The 20,651-nt window shown below is 71.3% G+C and carries 18 protein-coding genes and 2 riboswitches; of the genes, 10 read left to right on the forward strand and 8 right to left on the reverse strand.

Features of this window, described 5'->3' with window-relative positions; all coding sequences use genetic code 11:
• The first annotated feature begins 139 nt into the window (after positions 1-139).
• Positions 140-237: riboswitch (glycine riboswitch) on the forward strand.
• Positions 238-335: riboswitch (glycine riboswitch) on the forward strand. It begins immediately after the preceding riboswitch.
• A 35-nt stretch (positions 336-370) separates the two neighbouring features.
• From gcvT to AC07FK_RS01210, 7 genes are all read left to right on the forward strand, one after another.
• Positions 371-1,486, forward strand: a complete 1,116-nt coding sequence (gene gcvT, locus AC07FK_RS01180) for a glycine cleavage system aminomethyltransferase GcvT (protein ID WP_479101448.1) — start codon at positions 371-373, stop codon at positions 1,484-1,486.
• 58 nt (positions 1,487-1,544) lie between these two features.
• The gene (gcvH, locus tag AC07FK_RS01185; RefSeq protein WP_479101449.1) at positions 1,545-1,925 is read left to right on the forward strand and encodes a glycine cleavage system protein GcvH; all 381 of its coding nucleotides are present in this window, start codon (positions 1,545-1,547) and stop codon (positions 1,923-1,925) included.
• A 19-nt stretch (positions 1,926-1,944) separates the two neighbouring features.
• Positions 1,945-3,207 carry a serine hydroxymethyltransferase gene (gene glyA / locus AC07FK_RS01190; protein ID WP_479101450.1) on the forward strand — a complete coding sequence of 421 codons (1,263 nt, stop codon included), beginning with the start codon at positions 1,945-1,947 and terminating at the stop codon, positions 3,205-3,207.
• A gap of 138 nt (positions 3,208-3,345) precedes the next feature.
• The gene (locus tag AC07FK_RS01195) at positions 3,346-4,713 is read left to right on the forward strand and encodes an L-serine ammonia-lyase (protein ID WP_479101452.1); all 1,368 of its coding nucleotides are present in this window, start codon (positions 3,346-3,348) and stop codon (positions 4,711-4,713) included.
• Between the two features lie 145 nt (positions 4,714-4,858).
• Positions 4,859-5,329 (forward strand): GNAT family N-acetyltransferase, encoded by a 471-nt coding sequence (locus AC07FK_RS01200; RefSeq protein ID WP_479101453.1) that lies wholly within the window; start codon positions 4,859-4,861, stop codon positions 5,327-5,329.
• Positions 5,330-5,429: 100 nt separating this feature from the next.
• Entirely contained in the window at positions 5,430-6,005 is a 576-nt protein-coding gene (locus AC07FK_RS01205; protein WP_028813823.1) for a TerD family protein, read from the forward strand.
• A 225-nt stretch (positions 6,006-6,230) separates the two neighbouring features.
• On the forward strand, positions 6,231-7,409 hold the full coding sequence (locus AC07FK_RS01210) for a serine hydrolase domain-containing protein (protein WP_479101454.1): 1,179 nt from the start codon (positions 6,231-6,233) through the stop codon (positions 7,407-7,409).
• A 226-nt stretch (positions 7,410-7,635) separates the two neighbouring features.
• On the opposite strand, the gene AC07FK_RS01215 is transcribed toward AC07FK_RS01210, so the two are convergent.
• The gene (locus AC07FK_RS01215; protein WP_479101455.1) at positions 7,636-9,117 is read right to left on the reverse strand and encodes a SulP family inorganic anion transporter; all 1,482 of its coding nucleotides are present in this window, start codon (positions 9,115-9,117) and stop codon (positions 7,636-7,638) included.
• Between the two features lie 148 nt (positions 9,118-9,265).
• Here AC07FK_RS01215 and AC07FK_RS01220 point away from each other — a divergent pair, with 148 nt between their 5' ends.
• Both AC07FK_RS01220 and AC07FK_RS01225 read left to right on the forward strand, forming a co-directional pair.
• A complete protein-coding gene (locus tag AC07FK_RS01220) occupies positions 9,266-11,308 on the forward strand; it encodes an oxidoreductase (protein ID WP_479101456.1) in 2,043 nt (680 codons plus the stop codon).
• 26 nt (positions 11,309-11,334) lie between these two features.
• Positions 11,335-11,910, forward strand: coding sequence for a PadR family transcriptional regulator (locus AC07FK_RS01225; RefSeq protein ID WP_479101458.1), 576 nt, complete (start codon positions 11,335-11,337; stop codon positions 11,908-11,910).
• A gap of 31 nt (positions 11,911-11,941) precedes the next feature.
• Here the strand turns inward: AC07FK_RS01225 and AC07FK_RS01230 are convergent, their stop codons facing one another.
• Positions 11,942-12,157 carry an EF-hand domain-containing protein gene (locus AC07FK_RS01230; protein ID WP_069926840.1) on the reverse strand — a complete coding sequence of 72 codons (216 nt, stop codon included), beginning with the start codon at positions 12,155-12,157 and terminating at the stop codon, positions 11,942-11,944.
• Between the two features lie 517 nt (positions 12,158-12,674).
• Here AC07FK_RS01230 and AC07FK_RS01235 point away from each other — a divergent pair.
• The gene (locus tag AC07FK_RS01235) at positions 12,675-13,856 is read left to right on the forward strand and encodes a cytochrome P450 (RefSeq protein ID WP_479101460.1); all 1,182 of its coding nucleotides are present in this window, start codon (positions 12,675-12,677) and stop codon (positions 13,854-13,856) included.
• A gap of 63 nt (positions 13,857-13,919) precedes the next feature.
• Here AC07FK_RS01235 and AC07FK_RS01240 read toward each other — a convergent pair whose 3' ends face one another.
• From AC07FK_RS01240 to AC07FK_RS01265, 6 genes are all read right to left on the reverse strand, one after another.
• Positions 13,920-15,095, reverse strand: a complete 1,176-nt coding sequence (locus AC07FK_RS01240) for a YncE family protein (RefSeq protein WP_479101462.1) — start codon at positions 15,093-15,095, stop codon at positions 13,920-13,922.
• Positions 15,092-15,886, reverse strand: coding sequence for a polysaccharide deacetylase family protein (locus AC07FK_RS01245; protein WP_479101464.1), 795 nt, complete (start codon positions 15,884-15,886; stop codon positions 15,092-15,094). Before AC07FK_RS01245 ends, AC07FK_RS01240 begins: the two co-directional genes overlap by 4 nt.
• 383 nt (positions 15,887-16,269) lie before the next feature.
• The gene (locus AC07FK_RS01250) at positions 16,270-16,797 is read right to left on the reverse strand and encodes an ATP-binding protein (RefSeq protein WP_479101466.1); all 528 of its coding nucleotides are present in this window, start codon (positions 16,795-16,797) and stop codon (positions 16,270-16,272) included.
• A 248-nt stretch (positions 16,798-17,045) separates the two neighbouring features.
• A complete protein-coding gene (locus AC07FK_RS01255; protein ID WP_479101468.1) occupies positions 17,046-17,813 on the reverse strand; it encodes an enoyl-CoA hydratase/isomerase family protein in 768 nt (255 codons plus the stop codon).
• 85 nt (positions 17,814-17,898) lie between these two features.
• Positions 17,899-19,158 (reverse strand): L,D-transpeptidase, encoded by a 1,260-nt coding sequence (locus AC07FK_RS01260; RefSeq protein WP_479101470.1) that lies wholly within the window; start codon positions 19,156-19,158, stop codon positions 17,899-17,901.
• A gap of 177 nt (positions 19,159-19,335) precedes the next feature.
• A complete protein-coding gene (locus AC07FK_RS01265) occupies positions 19,336-20,535 on the reverse strand; it encodes a L,D-transpeptidase (RefSeq protein ID WP_479101471.1) in 1,200 nt (399 codons plus the stop codon).
• Positions 20,536-20,651 lie beyond the last annotated feature (116 nt).

A 20,651-nucleotide genomic window follows, 5' to 3' on the forward strand; every position in this document is an offset into this window, starting at 1 on the left:
TCCCCCACCCTCTCCCACCCTTGCCCACAAAGTGTAAAGAAAAGGTAATGCGCCACAAGTCCATTTCGAGATCCGCCCAGGTGCTGTCGGGCCGCCGCCCGCGTGCAATGATGTGCCCGCCAACTGCATACCGGCCGCTTGAATCCGCGCGGGAGAGTCCGGGGCACTGTGTGCCCGGGACGCCGAAGGAGCAAGTTCCTCCCTTGAATCTCTCAGGCCCCGTACCGCGCGGGCGAGGCAGATCTGAAAAGCGAGCCGCCTCGTCGCGGCTCCACCCAAGGTGCAAGCCGGGACTCCCGGTGAACCTCTCAGGTTCCGATGACAGATGGGGAGGATCGTCCTCGCCTGTCATGCCCTGGGAGCCCCGCACATGAGCAATGTCCCCCGTCACACCGCCCTCGACGCCACTCATCGTTCGCTGGGTGCGACCATGACCGACTTCGCGGGCTGGGACATGCCGCTGCGGTACGCCAGCGAGCGCGACGAGCACAACGCCGTCCGCACCCGGGCCGGCCTCTTCGACCTCTCCCACATGGGCGAGATCACCGTCTCCGGCCCGCAGGCCGTGAACGCGCTCGACTACGCCCTCGTCGGCAACATCGGCACCGTCGGCCTCGGCCGCGCCCGCTACACGATGATCTGCCAGGAGGACGGCGGGATCGTCGACGACCTGATCGTCTACCGGCTGGGTGAGACCGAGTACATGGTCGTCGCCAACGCCGGCAACGCCCAGGTCGTCCTCGACGCGATCACCGAGCGCGCCGCCGGCTTCGACGCCGTCGTACGGGACGACCGCGACGCCTACGCCCTGATCGCCGTCCAGGGCCCCGAGTCCCCCGGCATCCTGAAGTCGGTCACCGACGCCGACCTCGACGGGCTGAAGTACTACGCCGGCCTGCCCGGCACCGTCGCGGGCGTCCCGGCGCTCATCGCCCGTACCGGCTACACCGGCGAGGACGGCTTCGAGCTGTTCGTGGAGCCGCGGCACGCCGAGACGCTGTGGCAGGCGCTGACCGAGGCGGGCAAGGACGCCGGCCTCGTCCCGGCCGGTCTCTCCTGCCGCGACACGCTGCGCCTGGAGGCGGGCATGCCGCTGTACGGGCACGAGCTGACCACTGCCCTGACTCCGTTCGACGCGGGCCTCGGCCGGGTCGTGAAGTTCGAGAAGGAGGGCGACTTCGTCGGCCGCGCCGCGCTGGAGGCCGCCGCCGAGCGCGCCGAGACCGCCCCGCCGCGCAAGCTGGTCGGCCTGGTCGCCGAGGGCCGCCGCGTCCCGCGCGCCGGTTTCCCCGTGGTCGCCGACGGCAAGGTGATCGGCGAGGTCACCTCCGGCGCCCCGTCCCCGACGCTGGGCAGGCCGATCGCCATGGCGTACGTCGACGCCGCGCACGCGGCGCCGGGCACCTCCGGTGTCGGCGTCGACATCCGCGGTACGCATGAGCCGTACGAGGTCGTCGCCCTGCCCTTCTACAAGCGCCAGAAGTGACCCCCCGCACAACCTCCCCGTTCACCACCACTCCCCCGCGTACAGGAGAATTCAGGTCATGAGCAACCCCCAGCAGCTGCGTTACAGCAAGGAGCACGAGTGGCTGTCGACCGCCGAGGACGGCGTGGCGACGGTCGGCATCACGGAGTTCGCGGCCAACGCGCTCGGTGACGTCGTGTACGCCCAGCTCCCTGAGGTCGGCGACACCGTGAGCGCGGGCGAGTCCTGCGGCGAGCTGGAGTCGACCAAGTCGGTCAGCGACCTGTACTCCCCGGTGACCGGCGAGGTCGTCGAGGCGAACCAGGACGTCGTCGACGACCCGTCGCTGGTGAATTCCGCCCCCTTCGAGGGCGGCTGGCTCTTCAAGGTGCGCGTCACGGACGAGCCGGGCGACCTGCTCTCCGCCGACGAGTACGACGCCTTCTCCTCCGGCAACTAAGACCTCGATCGGGACCGTGATGACGCTTCTCAACACTCCCCTGCATGAGCTCGACCCGGACGTCGCCGCCGCCGTCGACGCCGAGCTGCTCCGCCAGCAGTCCACCCTCGAGATGATCGCCTCGGAGAACTTCGCTCCGGTCGCGGTCATGGAGGCCCAGGGCTCCGTGCTCACCAACAAGTACGCGGAGGGCTACCCCGGCCGCCGCTACTACGGCGGCTGCGAGCACGTCGACGTGGTCGAGCAGATCGCGATCGACCGCATCAAGGCGCTCTTCGGCGCCGAGCACGCGAACGTGCAGCCCCACTCGGGCGCGCAGGCCAACGCCGCCGCGATGTTCGCGCTGCTGAAGCCCGGCGACACGATCATGGGCCTGAACCTGGCCCACGGCGGTCACCTGACCCACGGCATGAAGATCAACTTCTCCGGCAAGCTCTACAACGTGGTCGCGTACCACGTGGACGACGCCACCGGCGAGGTCGACATGGCCGAGGTCGAGCGCCTCGCCAAGGAGTCCAAGCCGAAGCTGATCGTGGCCGGCTGGTCCGCGTACCCGCGTCAGCTGGACTTCGCCGCCTTCCGCCGCGTCGCGGACGAGGTCGGCGCGTACCTCATGGTCGACATGGCGCACTTCGCCGGTCTGGTCGCCGCGGGCCTGCACCCCAACCCGGTGCCGCACGCCCACGTCGTCACCACGACCACGCACAAGACGCTCGGCGGCCCGCGCGGCGGAGTCATCCTCTCCACCGCCGAGCTCGCCAAGAAGATCAACTCGGCGGTCTTCCCCGGCCAGCAGGGCGGCCCGCTGGAGCACGTCATCGCCGCGAAGGCCGTCTCCTTCAAGGTCGCCGCGAGCGAGGAGTTCAAGGAGCGCCAGCAGCGCACCCTGGACGGCGCCCGCATCCTGGCGGAGCGCCTGGTGCAGCCGGACGTCACCGAGCACGGCGTGTCCGTCCTCACCGGCGGCACGGACGTCCACCTGGTCCTGGTCGACCTGCGGAACTCCGAGCTCGACGGCCAGCAGGCCGAGGACCGCCTGCACGGGATCGGCATCACGGTCAACCGCAACGCCATCCCGAACGACCCCCGGCCGCCGATGGTCACCTCGGGTCTGCGCATCGGTACGCCGGCCCTGGCCACGCGCGGCTTCCAGGCCGAGGACTTCGCCGAGGTGGCGGACGTCATCGCCGAGGCGCTGAAGCCGTCGTACGACGCCGACGCCCTTTCGGCCCGCGTCACGGCGCTGGCCGGCAGGCACCCGCTTTACCCTGGTCTGAAGTAGTTACCTACGACACAGACTGAACAACGGGGCACCGCGCACACTGGACAGTGAGTGCGGTGCCCCGGCTCTTGTACCCGCCCTTGATCATCTGCACCACCCCGGCAGACAGCGGCGTCTACCAACCCTTAGGAGTTCCCCGTGGCCATCTCGGTCTTCGACCTGTTCTCGATCGGCATCGGCCCGTCCAGCTCCCACACGGTGGGCCCGATGCGCGCGGCCCGCCTGTTCGCGGGCCGGCTGAAGAACGACGGACTGCTGGCCCACACCGCGTCCATACGCGCCGAGCTGTTCGGCTCGCTCGGCGCGACCGGGCACGGCCACGGCACTCCCAAGGCCGTCCTCCTGGGCCTCGCGGGGAACTCCCCGCGCACGGTCGACGTGGAGACCGCCGACGAGCAGTTCGAGAAGATCAAGGCGGACCGGCGCATCAGCCTGCTCGGCGCGCACGAGATCGGCTTCGACTTCGACGAGGACCTGATCCTGCACCGCCGCAAGGCCCTGCCGTACCACGCCAACGGCATGACGCTGTGGGCGTACGACGCCGAGGGCACGGCGCTGCTGGAGAAGACGTACTACTCGGTGGGCGGCGGTTTCGTCGTGGACGAGGACGCCGTCGGCGAGGACCGGATCAAGCTCGACGACACCGTACTGAAGTACCCCTTCCGCACCGGTGACGAGCTGCTGCGCCTGGCGAAGGAGACCGGCCTTTCGATCTCCGCGCTGATGCTGGAGAACGAGAAGGCCTGGCGCAGCGAGCGCGAGATCCGCGAGGGCCTGCTGGAGATCTGGCGGGCCATGCAGGACTGCGTCGCGCGCGGCATGTCCCAGGAGGGCATCCTGCCCGGCGGTCTGAAGGTGCGCAGGCGCGCCGCGAACACCGCGCGCAAGCTCCGCTCCGAGGGCGACCCGCTGGCCCTGTCGATGGAGTGGATCACCCTCTACGCCATGGCGGTCAACGAGGAGAACGCGGCGGGCGGCCGCGTCGTCACCGCGCCGACCAACGGCGCCGCCGGCATCATCCCCGCCGTCCTGCACTACTACATGAACTTCGTGCCCGGCGCGGACGAGGAGGGCGTGGTCCGCTTCCTCCTCGCCGCGGGCGCGATCGGCATGCTCTTCAAGGAGAACGCCTCGATCTCCGGCGCCGAGGTCGGCTGCCAGGGCGAGGTCGGCTCGGCCTGCTCGATGGCTGCGGGCGCGCTGGCCGAGGTGCTGGGCGGCTCGCCCGAGCAGGTCGAGAACGCCGCCGAGATCGGCATGGAGCACAACCTGGGCCTGACCTGCGACCCGGTCGGCGGCCTGGTCCAGATCCCGTGCATCGAGCGCAACGGCATGGCGGCGGTGAAGGCCGTCACGGCGGCGCGGATGGCGATGCGCGGCGACGGCAGCCACAAGGTCTCCCTGGACAAGGTCATCAAGACCATGAAGGAGACCGGCGCGGACATGTCGGTGAAGTACAAGGAGACCGCGCGCGGCGGCCTGGCCGTCAACATCATCGAGTGCTGACGGCTCAGGCCGACGCGCCGACGTCTCCTGGCCGGGCGGCTGGGCCGCCCGGCTCGCGGCCCCGCGGCCGTCAGTCCGTGCGGCGGCGGTGACGGCGAGGGCGGGCCGAGGAGCCGAGGAGCCGAGGATGAGTAATACTCTCGATATGGCTTCACGCATTACCAGCATCCGGCGGGCCACCGCGCGGGACGCGAAGCGTCTCACCCGGCTCGTGCGGAGTTCCGGCGCGTACGAGGGCCCGTACGCGCCCATGGTCGCCGGGTACCGGGTGGGGCCGGACTACATCGAGACGCACCGGGTCTTCGTGGCGGTCGACGCCGGGGACGACCGGGTGCTCGGCTTCTACTCCCTGGTGCTGGAACCCCCCGAGCTCGACCTGATGTTCGTCGCCGACGCGGCCCAGGGACTCGGCATAGGCCGCCGGCTCGTCGCGCACCTGCGGGGCGAGGCGCGTGCCGCGGGGATCACCGGCGTGCGCGTGGTCTCGCACCCGCCCGCCGAGGATTTCTACCTCGGCGTGGGCGGGCGGCGGACCGGAACCGAGCGCGCCAATCCGCCCGCGGTGATGTGGGACCGCCCCGAACTCGTCATCCCGGTCGGCCATTCGGAGGACTGAGCGGGGCGGGCGGGAACTGAGCGGGCCGCGCAAGCGTTGGCGGGTTGGGCAAAGAGATCGTCAAAGGGCGCGGCCCGCGCCGGATTGAGCAGGGATCTTCATGGGTGTCAGTCTCTCCAAGGGCGGCAACGTCTCGCTCTCCAAGGAGGCCCCCGGCCTGACCGCCGTCATGGTGGGCCTGGGCTGGGACGTACGCAGCACGACCGGGACCGACTTCGACCTCGATGCCAGCGCCCTGCTGCTCGATGTCAACAGCAAGGTCGTGTCGGACCAGCACTTCGTCTTCTTCAACAACCTCAAGAGCCCGGACGGCTCGGTCGAGCACACCGGTGACAACCTCACCGGTGAGGGCGAGGGCGACGACGAGCAGATCAAGGTGAGCCTCTCGACGGTGCCCGCCGAGGTCGACAAGATCGTCTTCCCGGTCTCGATCCACGAGGGCGAGAGCCGCGGCCAGAGCTTCGGCCAGGTGCGCAACGCCTTCATCCGGGTCGTCAACCAGGCGGACAACAACGAGCTCGCGCGGTACGACCTCTCCGAGGACGCCTCGACCGAGACCGCCATGGTCTTCGGCGAGCTGTACCGCAACGGCGCCGAGTGGAAGTTCCGCGCCGTGGGCCAGGGTTACGCCTCGGGCCTGCGCGGCATCGCGACGGACTTCGGCGTCAACATCTGACCTGCCGTCCGGGGCTGTCCGGGCCGGCGCGTCCGGCCGGGACAGCCCGGTTCGCCGTGCGCGAGTGCGCACTGGGGGCAGCCGGAGGCAGTGGGCGACTCGGCTCGGGGCGCGGATCGCCGCCCCCTCCGTCGCGGAAGTCGGACGGGCACGCCGCCTTCCCGCCAGTCCGACCAGTCGGTATGTTGCTGGGCAACCCAGCCGCCTGCCATCTGGAGGGCCCCGATGAGCCAGCCCACGCCCGCGCCCCTGCCGGAGATCCACGGTCACTGCGACGACCGGTTCGCCGCCGTGCGCGCCGCGTTCGAGGAGAACTTCCGGGACCGCGGCGAGCTGGGTGCGGCCGTCACCGTGCGGCAGGGCGACGAGACGGTGGTCGACCTCTGGGGCGGCTGGGCCGACGCCGCGCGCAGCCGGCCGTGGGAGCGGGACACCCTGGTCAACGTCTGGTCGACGACCAAGGGGCCGACGGCGCTCTGCGCCCATCTGCTGGCCGACCGCGGGCTGCTCGATCTCGATGCCCCGGTCGCCGCGTACTGGCCGGAGTTCGCGGCCGCCGGCAAGGAAGCCATTCCCGTACGCCACCTCCTGTCGCACCGGGCCGGACTCGCCGGGTTGCGCGAGCCGCACACCTTCGCCGAGCTGTACGACTGGGAGCTGACCTGCGCGCGCCTTGCCGCCACTGAGCCCTGGTGGGAACCGGGCACGCGGTCCGGCTACCACGCGATCACGTACGGATTCCTGGTCGGCGAGGTCGTCCGGCGCGTCACGGGACTGCTCCCCGGCGCGTTCCTGCGCCGGGAGATCACCGGGCCGCTCGGCATCGACTTCACGATGGGGCTGCCGGAGCGGGAAGCCGGGCGCGCAGCCGAACTCGTCCACTCCCGGACCGAGCCCACCGGCGAACAGGCGGCGCTCTTCGCCGCCCTGGAGCCGGTCGCGCTCGCCGCCCTGCTCAACCCCGGCCCCGGCGCGGCGCAGGCCAACACCCCCGAGTGGCGGGCCGCCGAGGTGCCCGCCGCCAACGGCCACGGCACGGCACGCGCGGTGGCCGCCCTCTACGGGATCTACGCCGGCGGCGGGCGCCTGGGCGAGCACCGGGTGCTCTCCCGCGAGACCGTCGAGCGGGCCCGCGAGGGGCAGGGCAGCGGCAGGGACCTGGTGCTCGGCGCGGGGCTCGGCCACGACACGGAGATCGGGCTCGGCCTGTGGCTGAGCGGTCCGCGCGGTTCGTACGGGCCGAACCCGCGGGCCTTCGGCCACGACGGCTTCGGCGGCTCCTGCGGCCTGGCGGACCCCGAGGCCGGCCTCAGCATGGGGTACGTGATGAACCGCATGGGCCCGAACATCGCCGACGACCCGCGCAAGATGGCGCTGGTGGAGGCCGTCCACAACGCGCGGTGAGCGCCGCGCGCGCCCGTCCGCGCCGCCGGGTCCCCCAGGCACCGGCCCTCCGTAGCGCACCGGCCGCAGGGGGCGCGCCGCCCACCTGTCACGCACCGGCCACCCGTCGCGCGCCGCCCATCTGTCGCGCCCCAGCCGCCCGTCGCGCGCCCGCCACCCGTCGCGCGCCCGCCACCCGTCGCGCCCCCGCCGCAGGGCGCGCCCCGGCCGCCGTCAGTGGCCGCCGTCAGTGGCCGCCGCCGAGTTCGCCGCTGAGCGCGCCGTGCATCTCGGCGCTGTACCGATTCAGGCCGACGATCTCCACGGTCCGGCCCCGCTGCTCGTACTTCGTCGTGACGGCGTCCAGTGCGGCGACCGACGACGCGTCCCAGATGTGCGCGGCGGTCAGGTCGATGACGACGTGCCCCGGGCCGTCCCGCGCGTAGTCGAACTGCTCGACCAGTTCGTTGGACGACGCGAAGAACAGCTCGCCGGTGACCGTGTAGACGATGCGTCCGCCGTCCTCGTCGGTGACCGCCGTGACGTCGACCAGGTGGGCGACGCGCCGGGCGAAGATGACCATCGCGGTGACGGAGCCGACGACCACTCCGACGGCGAGGTTGTGCGACGCCACCACGCACAGCACGGTGACGGCCATGACGACGGTCTCGCCCGGTGGCATCCGCCGCAGCGTCCTGGGCGCGACGGAGTGCCAGTCGAACGTCGCCACCGAGACCAGGATCATCACCGCGACCAGGGCCGCCATCGGGATCTCCGAGACGACCGGCCCGAAGACGATGCACAGGATCATGAGGAAGACGCCTGCGAGGAACGTCGACAGCCGGGTGCGGGCGCCCGAGGTCTTGACGTTGATCATCGTCTGGCCGATCATCGCGCAGCCGCCCATGCCGCCGAAGAAGCCGGTGACGATGTTGGCGACGCCCTGGCCGATGGACTCGCGGGTCTTGCTGGAGCGCGTGTCGGTGATGTCGTCGACCAGCTTGGCGGTCATCAGTGACTCCATCAGCCCGACCAGCGCCATCCCCAGCGCGTACGGAGCGACGATCTTCAGTGTCTCCACGGTGAAGGGCACGTCCGGCAGTCCCGGCACCGGGAGGGACGAGGGCAGGTCGCCCTTGTCCCCCACGTCCGGTACGGCGATCCCGGCGGCCAGCGTCACGGTCGTCAGGATGACGATGGAGACCAGCGGAGCGGGTACCGCCCGGGTGATCCTCGGGAAGAGGACCATGAGCACCAGTCCGGCGACGACCAGGGGATACACCGCCCACGGCACGTCGGTGAGCTCGGGCACCTGGGCCATGAAGACCAGGATCGCGAGCGAGTTGACGAAGCCGACCATCACCGAGCGCGGCACGAAACGCAGCAGTTTCGCGACCCCGAGCGCACCGAGGACGATCTGGAAGACGCCCGCGAGGATGACGCAGGCGATCAGGTACCCGAGGCCGTGCTCGCGGTTCAGCGGGGCGATGACCAGCGCCACCGCTCCCGTCGCCGCCGAGATCATGGCGGGCCGCCCGCCGACGAAGGCGATGGTGACGGCCATCGTGAAGGAGGCGAAGAGGCCGACGCTCGGATCGACGCCCGCGATGATCGAGAACGAGATCGCCTCGGGGATCAGCGCCAGCGCGACCACGAGGCCGGCCAGGAACTCGGTGCGCAGGACCTTGGGCGAGAGCCGGAACGAGCGGGGCACTGCGAGGGAGGGCAAGAGAATGAGCCTGTCGTACGCGAACGGGAGGGTCCGGCGCCTGCGGCCGGCCCGCCCACTGTACGAGGCCGGGGTGTCGTCCAACTAACACGGCGTTCTTTATGCAACTTGTTGCACAAGGCGGCCCGCGTGGACTACACATTGCGGCATGAGTCCGACGACTGCGTACCCGCATCTGCTGAGCCCCCTCGACCTGGGCTTCACGACCCTGCCCAACCGCGTGCTGATGGGTTCCATGCACGTCGGACTCGAAGAGGCCGAGCGCGGCTTCGAGCGGATGGCCGAGTTCTACGCGACCCGCGCCCGCGGCGGCGTCGGCCTGATGGTCACCGGCGGCATCGCCCCCAACGACGCGGGCCGCCCCTACCCCGGCGGCGCCAAGCTCACCACCCCCGAGGAAGCGGCCCAGCACCGGCAGGTGACCGACGCGGTGCACCGCGAGGGCGGCAGGATCGCGATGCAGATCCTGCACTTCGGGCGGTACGCGTACCACCCCGACCTCGTCGCCCCCAGCGCGATCCAGGCCCCGATCAGCCCGTACACGCCGAACGCCCTGACCGACGCCGAGGTCGAGGAGACCGTCGAGGACTTCGTCCGCGCGGCGGGCCTCGCCAAGTCGGCGGGGTACGACGGCGTGGAGATCATGGGGTCCGAGGGCTACCTGATCAACGAGTTCATCGCCGCGCACACCAACCACCGCGACGACCGGTGGGGCGGCTCGTACGAGAACCGCATGCGCTTCCCCGTCGAGATCGTGCGCCGCGTGCGGGAGCACGTCGGCGCGGACTTCATCCTCGTCTACCGCCTGTCGATGCTCGACCTGGTCCCCGGCGGCTCGTCGCTGGAGGAGGTCGTCACCCTCGCCCGCGCGATCGAGGCGGCCGGCGCGACCATCATCAACACCGGCATCGGCTGGCACGAGGCCCGCATCCCCACCATCGCCACCTCCGTGCCGCGCGGCGCGTACGCCTGGGTGACCAAGCGGGTCATGGGCTCCGTGAGCATCCCGCTGGTGACGACCAACCGCATCAACACCCCCGAGAAGGCCGAGGAACTGCTCGCCGACGGCTGCGCCGACATGGTGTCGCTCGCCCGCCCGTTCCTCGCCGACCCCGACTTCGTCGCCAAGGCCGCGGCCGGCCGCGCCGACGCCATCAACACCTGCATCGGCTGCAACCAGGCGTGCCTCGACCACACCTTCAGCGGGCTCATCACCTCCTGTCTGGTCAACCCCCGCGCCTGCCACGAGACCGAGCTGGTCCTGTCCCCCACCCGCCGGAGCAAGCGCGTCGCCGTCGTCGGGGCCGGGCCGGCCGGGCTCGCCTGCGCTGTGACGGCGGCCGAGCGCGGCCACACGGTGACGCTGTACGACGCCTCCGACGTGATCGGCGGCCAGCTCAACATCGCGCGCAAGGTGCCGGGCAAGGAGGAGTTCAACGAGACCCTGCGGTACTTCCGCAACCAGCTCGACGAGCACGGCGTCGAGCTGCGGCTCGGCACCCACGCCACCGCCGAGGCCCTCACCGCGGCCGGCTACGACGAGATCGTCCTGGCCACCGGCGTCACCCCGCGCGTCCCGGAGATCCACGGCATCGACCACCCCAGCGTCATCAGCTACCTCGACCTGCTGCGCGACGAGGCGAAGGCGGGCGACCGCGTGGCGGTCATCGGCGCGGGCGGCATCGGCTTCGACGTGGCCGAGTTCCTCACGGACACGTCCACGGGCGCGGACGACGCGGCGAGCCTGAGCCCCGAGGTCTTCTTCGCCCAGTGGGGCGTCGACATGGAGTACGGCGCGCGCGGCGGCCTCCAGGCGCCGGCCCGCCCGCCGCAGACCCGCACCGTCCACCTGATCCAGCGCAAGGCCACCAAGGTCGGCGCCGGGCTCGGCAAGACCACCGGGTGGATCCACCGCACCGAACTCAAGCACCGCGGCGTCACGATGGTGGCGGGGGCGGCGTACGACCGGATCGACGACGAGGGCCTGCACGTGACGGTCGAGGGCGAGCAGCGGCTGATCCCCGTGGACACGGTCGTCCTGTGCACCGGTCAGGAGCCGCGCCGCGACCTGTACGACACCCTGCTCGCCGCCGGACTGCCCGTGCACCTGATCGGCGGCGCGGACGTCGCGGCCGAACTGGACGCCAAGCGCGCGATCCGGCAGGGAACGGAACTCGCGGCCACCCTGTGAGACCCGGCTCTCCTTAGGATGCGCTCATGTCCCTCCCGTACGCCATCCTCACCGCACTGCTCGAAAAGCCGTCGTCCGGGCTGGAGCTGACCCGCAGGTTCGACAAGTCCATCGGTTACTTCTGGTCCGCGACGCACCAGCAGATCTACCGCGAGCTGGGGAAGCTGGAGGAGTCCGGCGCGATCCGGGCGCTGCCCGGCCCGCGCCGGCCGACGCGCGGGCAGAAGAAGGAGTACGAGGTCCTGGCCGCCGGGCGCGACGAACTGGCCGCCTGGGTGGCCAGGATCGAGGACCCCAAGCCCATCCGTGACGCCCTCCTGCTGCGCCTGCGCGCGGCGGGGGTGGTGGGCACGCAGGGCCTGGAGGCGGAGGTGCGGCGCCATCTGACGCTCCACCGGGCGCAGTTGGCGGAGTACCGGGCGATCGAGCAGCGGGACTTCGCCGGCGGCGGCCTGAGCGAGGCCGACCGGCTGCGGCACCTCGTCCTGCGCGCCGGGATCGACCTGGAGAACTTCTGGATCGGCTGGCTGGAAGCGGCCCGGGCGGAGCTCGCGGACATGGGCGGCGCGGGTACGCGTACGGGCCCGGAGCCCACAGCCTGAGCTGCGGAGTCCTGGCCCGTACCGCGCGGCTTCAGCCCTTGTTCTGGGAGGCCCAGAACTCGTCGAAGGTGAGCTTGCCGTCACCGTTGCCGTCGTGGGCGTTGATCACGGCCTGGGCCACCGTCTCGGTGACGTAGGGGTCACCGAGCTGCGCCATGACGCTCTTGTACTCGGCCGCCGAGATCGTCCCGTCCCCGTTGAGGTCGTACCGCTCGAAAGCCTTGCGCGCCGACTCGATGTCCGCCACTGGACCCACCCCTTCTGGTGCTGATCAGAACCCGCACAGATTATCGGTCCGGCCGCGGGCCCCGGCAGGCACCCGGTGTGCGCCGGGCGGCCGACGGCGCCGCTCGCGCGACCCGCGCGGCCGCGTCCTGTGCGGACGCCTCGGCGGCGAGTCGGCTGAAGTGCTTCGCCGCGAAACCTCCTCCGCAGAACCAGCGCATTTTCCGCCTTGGAATGCCCACTTCCGGCCAATACCAAGGGCCCTTTCGTCACTCTCCGCCGCCGGACGGTAACTTCTTGGCGTCGCCGCCACACCAGGAGCACAGGGCTCCCCGGGACTAGCGGCTCCAAGGGCGTTCTCCAGTGGACCTCACGACTGACGCATTCGGAATTCAGCCCCGCGTTCCCCGAACCCGCACCGTCCGCCACGACGGCGTCCGCGCCGTGTGCGGCGCGCGCCCCGGCGTCAGAGGCACGTACGCGTGGCCCGGCCCAGGCCGTCGTGGAACCCTGCGCCGCCTACGGAAGGACTGCGGACGATGACCGACAAGCTGCTCGAATTCCCCCTTTCGCGGCGGGGCGAGACCCTCTCCGAGGACTGCTCGTGGCTTCGCGGGCAGCGCCCGGTGGCCCCCGTGCGCACCCTCACCGGTGACACCGCCTGGCTGGTCAGCAGCTACGGGCCGGCCAAACAGGTGCTGGAGGACGAACGTTTCGGCCGCGTGGGGACGGGCGCCCAGGGGCGGGACGCGCCGACCGTCCCGCCCGAAGCCACCGCCGCCCCGGGCGGCATCGGCGGCGCCGCGCTGCGCGGGGCGGTGATGAAGGCGCTCAACCCGCCCGTGGGAGAAGGGCTGCACGGCTGGCTGCGCATCACGGCCGACCGCCTCATCGACGACCTGATGGCCTGGGGGCCGCCGGTGGACCTCCGGGCCGGGTTCGCCGACCCCTTCTCGGCGGCGCTGCACTGCAAGGTGCTCGGGGTGCCGTTCGAGGACTGGCCGCGGCTCATGGCCAGTCTCGACGTCGCGTTCATGACCAGCGCGCAGCCCCTCGAGGGCTCCTCGCTCGACTGGTACAAGGACGTCGGCTACATGGCGGACCGGCTGAACGCCCCGGCGTCCGAGCGCTCGGGGCTGCTGGGCGAGCTGGCGGCGCTGCGCGAGGACCCGGCGTCCTCGTACCTGACCGACGAGACGCTCGCCACCGTCGCCGCCTCACTGTTCGGCGCGGGCGCCGTGTCCACGTCGGCGTTCCTGTCGCTCGCGGTGCTCGCGCTGCTCCAGCGGCCCGAGCTGATCGGCCATCTGCGGGACCATCCGGAGCGGATGGGCCGTGCCGTCGACGAACTGCTGCGCCGGAACCTGTCGATCGGCGACGGTGTGCCGCGCCTCGCGCTCGCCGACGTACAGCTGGGTGACGTCCTCGTACGCGCCGGGGATCTCGTCCTGGTCCTCGTCGAGGGGGCCGACTTCGACCCCGAGGTCTTCACGGATCCCCGGGCCCTGACCCTGAACGGCGCACACAACCCGCACCTCTCCTTCGGCAGCGGCCGGCACCTGTCTCCGGCGTCCGCGCTGGGCCGCGCCCACGCGGAGACGGCGCTGGCGGCGCTGGTCGAGCGGATGCCGCGGCTGGGGCTCGCGGTGCCGGCGGAGCGACTGGTGTGGCGTACGGGCTTCACCGGGCGGCTGCCCGAGCGGCTGCCGGTGCTGTGGTAGGAGGCCGGGGCGGACGGACCGGGGCTCCGGGCTGGGGCCCGGCACGGCCGCAGGGGCCGCCCGTCAGCGGAAGACGCCGGTGTGGCCCAGGGAGTAGCGGCCCGGCTGCGGGTAGACCGCGAGACCGTGCGGTCCGCCACCGACCGGGATGCGGGCGAGCTGCTTGCCGGTGGCGGTGTCGATGGCGTACACCTCCGAGTCGTAACGCCCGGACAGCCACAGCACCTTGCCGTCGGCCGAGACGCCGCCCATGTCCGGGCTGCCGCCGTCGGGCAGGTGCCACTTCTTCGTCAGTTTGTTCTTCGTGAAGTCGAAGACGGAGACCGAGCCCTCACCCCGGTTGGACACGTACATCTCCTTGGAGTCGCGGGAGACGTACAGGCCGTGGCAGCCCTTGCCCGTCGGCAGCAGCTCGGGCGTGGTGAACTTCTCGCCGTCCAGGACCCACATGCCGTGCGCCATCATGTCGGCGATGTAGATCGTCCTGCCGTCGGGGGAGATCTTCACGTCCTGCGGCATCGCTCCCTCGAGCGGCAGCTTCTGCTGGCCGACGACCTCCATCTTCTCGGTGTCGACCTTGAGCAGTTCGCCGGAGAACTCGCAGGAGACGACGAAGTACCGGCCGTCGGCGGAGAAGTCCGCGTGGTTGACGCCGGCGCAGCTCACCGGCACGGTCTTGACGCGGTCCATGGTGTGCGGGTCGCGGAAGACGAGTTCGCGGTCCATCGACGCCATCACGACGGCGTACCTGCCGTTGGGCGTGAAGTAGAGGTTGTACGGGTCGTGCACCTCCACCGGCTTGCCCACCGCGCCCGTGGCGGGGTTGATCGGCGTGAGCGTGTGGCCGCGGTTGTTGTTGACCCACAGGGTCTTCAGGTCCCAGGACGGGACGACGTGCTGCGGCTGGATGCCGACCGGGATCGTCTTGACGACCTTGAACGTCCTGGGGTCGATCACCGACACCGTGTTGGAGTTGGTGTTGGGGACGTAGACGCGGGACGGGAAGTCCTTGACGACCGGTGACAGCTTGCCGGGCCGGTCGGCGGCGTACACGTCCTTGGGATCGAGCAGCGGCGGCATCCCCGGCAGCCCGGCCGGCGCGGTCTTCCTCACCTCGCCGGGCGCGGCGCTGCCGGGCGCGGCCGCCGGGCCCTTCTCGTCGTGGCCGGAGCAGCCCGCGAGGGCGGCCAGGAGGGCGCCGGCGAGGAGCGCGGTCGTACGTCGGGTGGTCGTCGTCATCGGGTCAGCAGCTCCGTGGTCGTCACCGCGCGCAGGCCGCGGCGGTCGAGTTCGTCGAGGAGGGCGGGCAGGGCGGCGACCGTGTCCGGGTAGCCGAAGTGCAGGCTCACCACCGATCCGTTGCGGATCTCCCCGGCGATCCGGCGGGTGACGGCCGCGGCGCCGGGCGAGGTGTGGTCGAGGGAGTCGACGTCGTACGCGAGCACGTGCGGGTATCCGGCCCGCCGCGCCAGCCGCTGGACGAGCGGCGTGGCGTACTGGCTGCGCGAGGGCCGGAACCAGGTGCCGATGGATCCGGTGAGCCTGCGCAGCCGGTCCGCGCAGTCGCTGATCTCGGCGTACGCCTCGCGCTCGCCCATGGCGCAGACGGCGAGGTGGCGCTGGGTGTGGTTGCCGAGGTCGTGACCGCCGTCGAGGATCCGGCGGGCGAGCGCGGGGTGGGCGTCGAGCCAGCCGCCGACGGCGAGCACGGTGAGGCGGGCGCCGCCCCGCTCGGCCTCGGCGAGCACGGCCCGCGCGGTGGCCGGGTCGCCCTCGCCGTGGAAGGTGAGGGCGACCCGGGGGCGGTCGCGCGGGCCGTGGGTGATCTGCACGGGCAGACCGGCGAGGCGGTGCGGGGCGGGGGCCGGGCGCGGCGGTGCGGGGGTGGCGCGGGACGCGGAGGGTACGGGAGCGGGTGATCCCGGGCCCGCCGCGCAGCCGGGGGCGAACGCTCCGGCGACGGCCGCCCCGGCCGCTCCGGCTCCGGCGCGCAGCACGCTGCGGCGGCATGTCACTGTCACGCGCCCCATTTAAGGGGTAATGCGAGCAAAAGGTAATGATTGGCCAATTCGCGGCGCAGTGGGTCGCGCACCTCGCCCGGCCATCCCTGCACGCCAACTAATGAATCACGCGCACGGCCCCATATTTATGCACGCATTGCCAGGTGAGTGGCCCAGTTCACCTGCAATTCAATATCTGAATGCCCGAGCTTGCGCCGTTTTCACCTGGCGTGGCCGTTTGGCGCCGTGCTCACCTGTCTGCCATAGTCGGTGTCACGACCCCCATTGACCCGGGCCAGGTCGTCATCACGCGGCCGTGGATCACACCCCCCCGTTCCACGGCGCTCCACAGAAGCCCCCGAAGCGCCACACCCGGCCGCAGGGGGCTTCTGTGCTGCCGGCTGCCGGCCGGTTCAGCGCTCGGCGGTGCGGTCGCCCACGCGCATCTCGAACCAGGTGGTCTTCCCGCGCGGCAGCAGATCCACGCCCCACCGGTCGGAGAGCTTGTCGACCAGGAAGAGTCCTCGGCCGCTGGTGTCCAGTTCGTGCACGGGCATCAGACAGGGCAGGCCGCGCGACGGATCGCGCACCTCGATCCTCATCCAGCCCCGGCGGCGCAGCATGCGCAGCCCGAAGACGCGGGCCCCGGTGTGCCGCACGGCGTTGCCCACGAGCTCCGAGACCAGCAGCACCGCGTACTCCGCGGTCTGCGGCGAGAGCTGCCACTGGCGGAACACCACGCAGTGCGTGAGCCGCCGCGCCGTGGCCGCCGACTCCGGACGGGAGGGCAGCCGCACTTCGTCCTCCGCCGGATTCCCGTACAACTCCACCGCTTTGAACGCCTGTTCGTCTTCCACCGCCGGCGTCCAGCGCGCGGCAGTCGCGCTGCCGCGCGGCCGCGGTTGCTCCATACCCTCCAGCCCCGCCATGCCCCCCATCATGGCCGCCCGGAAGGCCGCCCGGGGCCGTTCCGGTGGATTCGGTCCCCGGCGACCACCCCCCTCAGGGGTGCGGGTTGACATATGCCAGTGGCAGCAAATGCCCCTCCGCACCCCCTCCGAGCTGCGGTGACGTGGTGCGTACGACTGATCACCCGCAGCTCGGAACACGGGTGCGTTCGTCCCTGCTCAAGGGCGGATCAATCCGCCCGAGAGGATTACCCGCCGCCTTCACGCCAACTTGCCGCCGGTCAGAGGAACTTGGCCTTCCCGGGCCCCTCGTCGACGAAACTGCGCATGCCGCGCTCGCGGTCCTCGGTGGCGAACAGCCCCGCGAACCAGTTGCGTTCGATGGTGAGCCCCGTGTCCACGTCCGTCTCCAGACCGGCGTCGACGCACTCCTTCGCCGCACGCAGCGCCATCGCGGGGCCCTGGGCGAGCTTCGCGGCCCAGGCGTGCGCCTGCTCGTACACCTCGGCGGCCGGCACGACCCGGTCGACCAGGCCGATCGCCAGGGCCTCGTCGGCCCGCACGTGCCGGCCGGTGAAGATCAGGTCCTTGGCCTTGGACGGGCCGACCAGCCGGGCGAGCCGCTGTGTGCCGCCCGCGCCGGGGATCAGGCCGAGGAGGATCTCGGGCTGGCCGAGCTTGGCGTTGTCACCGGCGATACGGAAGTCGGCACACAGGGCGAGCTCGCAGCCGCCGCCCAGCGCGTAGCCGGTCACCGCGGCGACGACGGGCTTGGGAATGCGGGCGACGGCGGTGAAGGAGTCCTGGAGGGCCTTGGAGCGCACGACCATCGCCGCGTGGTCCATCGCCTGCATCTCCTTGATGTCCGCGCCCGCCGCGAACACCTTCTCCCCGCCGTAGAGGACCACGGCGCGCACGTCCTCGCGCCGGGTCGCCTCCTCGGCGAGTTCGCGCAGCCGGTCCTGCGTGGCGATGTCGAGCGCGTTCATCGGGGGGCGGGCCAGCCGGATGGTGCCGACGCCCTCGGAGACTTCGAGATTCACAGTCATACGAGCGAGGTTAGCCCCCGTTAACGCCAACGGACCCGGTGCGCTCGATCACAGTGCACCGGGTCCGTACGCGCCTGGCGGCGTGCTACTTCTTCCACTCCGCCCAGGACATGTTCCAGCCGTTGAGGCCGTTGTCGGGCTGGATCTGCTTGTCCTCGGAGTTCTTCACGACGACCACGTCACCGAGGATCGAGTTGTCGAAGAACCAGGCGGCCGGAGCCTTCTTGTCCCATCCGCCCCGCACGTCCTGCAGCCCGACGCATCCGTGGCTGACGTTGGCCGACCCGAAGGTGCCCGCGCCGGCCCAGTAGTTGCCGTGGATGAAGGTGCCCGAGGTGGACAGCCGCATCGCGTGCGGCACGTCCTTGATGTCGTACTCGCCGCCGAAGCCGACGGTGGCGCCGTTCATGCGCGTCACCTTGTACTTCTCGCTGATGACCATCTGGCCGTTGTACGTCGTCGTCGACGGCGCGCCCGCGGTGATCGGGATCGTCTTGAAGACCTTGCCGTCACGCTTGACGGTCATCGTCTTGGCCTTGGCGTCCACGGTGCTGACCTGGCTGCGGCCGATCGTGAACTTCACCGTCTTCGCCTGCTTGCCGTACACGCCCGGCCGGCCCTCGACGCCGTCGAGGTTCAGCTTCAGCGTCACCTCGGTGCCCGCCGCCCAGTACTTCTCGGGACGGAAGTCGAGGCGGTCGTTGCCGAACCAGTGGCCCTCGATCGGCACCGACGGCTCGGCCGTCACCTTGACGGCCTTCTCGACGGCCTCGGGCGCGGTGATGCCGCGGCTGAAGCGCAGCGAGACCGGCATGCCGACACCGACCGTGGAGCCGTCCTCGGGCGTGAAATAGCTGACGAAGGTGTTCTTCGGCACGAGCGTCGTGAAGGTGGTGTCCTTCGCGGACTCGCGGCCCTCGGAGTCCTTCGCGATCGCGTGGACCTTGTACTGGGTGGCGGCGCCGAGGTGGTGGGCCGGCTCCCAGGAGGAGCCGTCCTTGCTGATCCTGCCCTCGACCTCGTTGCCCTTGGTGTCCTCGACCTTGACGGACGTGAGCCTGCCCTTGTCGGCACCGATCTTCAGGGCGCCGCTGGTGGCGACGTTCTTCGCCTCGTCCCCGGGGGCGATGGTCACCACCGCCTGCGACGCCTGGTTGTCGCCGGCCTTCCCCGCCCCGCCCTTCCCGCCCTTGCCGTCGCCGTCACCGGAATCGCTTCCCGCGCACGCCGTGACGAAAAGGAGCATCGCTCCCAGCAGCAGGGCCAGCAGTCCCGGGCCGCCGCGCCGGGATCCGCGCCCCCTGCGCGCCCCGGCCGACGTCCCCGATATCGGCTGCCTCTTCACGTGTTGTTCTCCCCTCGCACGGCCTGGCCCCAGCCATGGCCCGCACCCCCACGCGCAGCTACCGCGCGTCTGGTGAATGGTAATCACACCGGACGTGTCGCCGACTCTGCGTGTATGTCACCGTTCGGTCCCAAGTGCGAGGGGAACGGGTGCGGGGCCGTGCAGGTCAGGGAGGGGTCATCGGAGCGCGGACCCGGCCTTCCAGCGGTCCCAGTCCATGTTCCATCCTCCGAGGCCGTTGTCGGGAGCCACCTTCCGGTCGCGCGAGTTCACCACTTCCACCACGTCCCCCACGAGCGTGCGGTCGAAGAACCAGCCGGCCGGGGTGTCCGGGCTGCCGCCTTTCACGTCCCGCAGTCCGATGCAGCCGTGGCTCGTGTTGACCGATCCGAACGTGTCCGCCGGGGCCCAGTAATTGCCGTGCAGGAAGGTCCCCGAGGCCGTCAGCCGCATCGCGTGCGGGACGTCCGGAATGTCGTACTCGCCACCGAAACCGACCGTCCTGCCGTCCATCCGCGTGACGTCGTACAACTCGGTGACCACCATCTTCCCGTTGTACGTCGTGGTCTTCGGGGCGCCGGCGCTGACCGGCAGGCGCACCGGCTTCGCACCGTCGCGGCGTACCAGCATGGTGTGCGCCTCCGCGTCCACCGTGGAGACCTGGGAGCGGCCGACCGTGAAGCCGACGGCCTTGTGCTGGATGCCGAACACACCGGGCGCGGCCTCGACGTCGCGCAGTCTCAGGTCGACGGTGACGCGGGTGCCCGGCTTCCAGTACGCGCGCGGCCGGAAGTCGAGGCGCTGGGAGCCGAACCAGTGGCCGGACACCTCCACCGGCGGCTGGGAGGTGACCTCGATGGCGCGTTCGACGGCGGCGCGGTTGACGACGGCCCGGTTGAAGGAGAAGGAGAGGATCATGCCGGTGCCGACGGTAGAGCGGTTCTCCGGCTTGAAGTAGCCGATGAAGCGGTGTTCGGGGACGACGGTCGTGAACGAGGTGTGCCGGGCCGAGCGGCGGCCGTGGCCGTCGACGGCGACCGCGTGGATCCGGTACGTGGCGGCCAGCCGCAGCGGGCCCGCGTCCGGGCGCCAGCTCAGCCCGTCGTCCGCGATCCGGCCGGTGACCTCGTGCTGGTCGGCGTCCTCGACCCGGACGACCCGGACCCGTTCCAGCCGCCCGTCGGGGACCTCGACCTCGATGCGGCCGCCGGCCCCGACGCCCTTGGCCCCGTCGGCGGGGAGGATCCGGATGGCGTCCCTGGGCGAGCGGGGCTTCCCGCCGAGCAGCGGTTCGCCGTCGGCCGTGCAGCCCGCGAGCCCCGTGATCAGGGCAGCCCCTGCCAGTACGGCGGCCAGGACCGCCCGTGCGCGTCTCACTGCGTCTCTCACGCCGGGCCCAACGACCGCGCCCCTCCAGGGGAAACGTGAGTACGACCGCTGTTCCGGGAAGAACAGGTGGGAGGAACGCGCGAGGGGGCCACGGCCGGGACGCC

The sequence above is a fragment of the Streptomyces sp. NPDC046122 genome, from assembly GCF_056429965.1.

Excerpts from the sequence above, each read along its gene's own strand:
- AC07FK_RS01245 (WP_479101464.1), bottom strand. The coding sequence starts at position 15,886 with ATGGGGCGCGTGACAGTGACATGCCGCCGCAGCGTGCTGCGCGCCGGA.
- AC07FK_RS01225 (WP_479101458.1), top strand. The coding sequence starts at position 11,335 with ATGTCCCTCCCGTACGCCATCCTCACCGCACTGCTCGAAAAGCCGTCG.
- AC07FK_RS01220 (WP_479101456.1), top strand. The coding sequence starts at position 9,266 with ATGAGTCCGACGACTGCGTACCCGCATCTGCTGAGCCCCCTCGACCTG.
- AC07FK_RS01210 (WP_479101454.1), top strand. The coding sequence starts at position 6,231 with ATGAGCCAGCCCACGCCCGCGCCCCTGCCGGAGATCCACGGTCACTGC.
- AC07FK_RS01205 (WP_028813823.1), top strand. The coding sequence starts at position 5,430 with ATGGGTGTCAGTCTCTCCAAGGGCGGCAACGTCTCGCTCTCCAAGGAG.
- AC07FK_RS01255 (WP_479101468.1), bottom strand. The coding sequence starts at position 17,813 with ATGACTGTGAATCTCGAAGTCTCCGAGGGCGTCGGCACCATCCGGCTG.
- AC07FK_RS01200 (WP_479101453.1), top strand. The coding sequence starts at position 4,859 with ATGGCTTCACGCATTACCAGCATCCGGCGGGCCACCGCGCGGGACGCG.
- glyA (WP_479101450.1), top strand. The coding sequence starts at position 1,945 with ATGACGCTTCTCAACACTCCCCTGCATGAGCTCGACCCGGACGTCGCC.
- AC07FK_RS01240 (WP_479101462.1), bottom strand. The coding sequence starts at position 15,095 with ATGACGACGACCACCCGACGTACGACCGCGCTCCTCGCCGGCGCCCTC.
- AC07FK_RS01250 (WP_479101466.1), bottom strand. The coding sequence starts at position 16,797 with ATGATGGGGGGCATGGCGGGGCTGGAGGGTATGGAGCAACCGCGGCCG.
- AC07FK_RS01235 (WP_479101460.1), top strand. The coding sequence starts at position 12,675 with ATGACCGACAAGCTGCTCGAATTCCCCCTTTCGCGGCGGGGCGAGACC.
- gcvT (WP_479101448.1), top strand. The coding sequence starts at position 371 with ATGAGCAATGTCCCCCGTCACACCGCCCTCGACGCCACTCATCGTTCG.
- gcvH (WP_479101449.1), top strand. The coding sequence starts at position 1,545 with ATGAGCAACCCCCAGCAGCTGCGTTACAGCAAGGAGCACGAGTGGCTG.